Origin of the sequence: Aeromonas sp. SrichE-2G, assembly GCF_017939565.1 — a bacterium.
In the GTDB taxonomy this organism is placed as follows: domain Bacteria; phylum Pseudomonadota; class Gammaproteobacteria; order Enterobacterales; family Aeromonadaceae; genus Aeromonas; species Aeromonas taiwanensis.
Genome location: NZ_JAGKRG010000051.1, coordinates 1 through 408, shown reverse-complemented (window position 1 = coordinate 408; position 408 = coordinate 1). Strand labels below are relative to the sequence as shown.

At 50.0% G+C, this 408-nt stretch carries 1 tRNA gene; it reads left to right on the top strand.

The window, feature by feature from the left end:
- The first annotated feature begins 272 nt into the window (after positions 1–272).
- Positions 273–348 (top strand) — tRNA-Glu (locus tag J9885_RS16375).
- Positions 349–408: the final 60 nt, after the last annotated feature.

The window sequence follows — 408 nt, the reverse complement described above, 5'->3', positions numbered from 1 at the left end:
CGTAACAAGGTAACCCTAGGGGAACCTGGGGTTGGATCACCTCCTTACCTTAAGATGACGAAGTTGTTGAGTGTTCACACAGATTGCCTTGATTCAAAGTAGTTAGAGCAAAGACCTGATGCGAAAGCGTCAGTGCTTATTCAACTTCGGTTGAATGAGAGAAGCCCGTTCGTTGGGTTTTGGGATGTGAATAATGGCGCTCGGCCTCGCAGGCTCGGCACTCGCCATTACCCAAAATCTGCACTGCTAACGCAGCGCAAAGGCGATTTTGGGTCCCCTTCGTCTAGAGGCCTAGGACACCGCCCTTTCACGGCGGTAACAGGGGTTCGAATCCCCTAGGGGACGCCACTTCTCTTCTTGCTAACAAGAATGCAGAGTTAAGAACTGATTCTTAACTCTGTTTTCTTC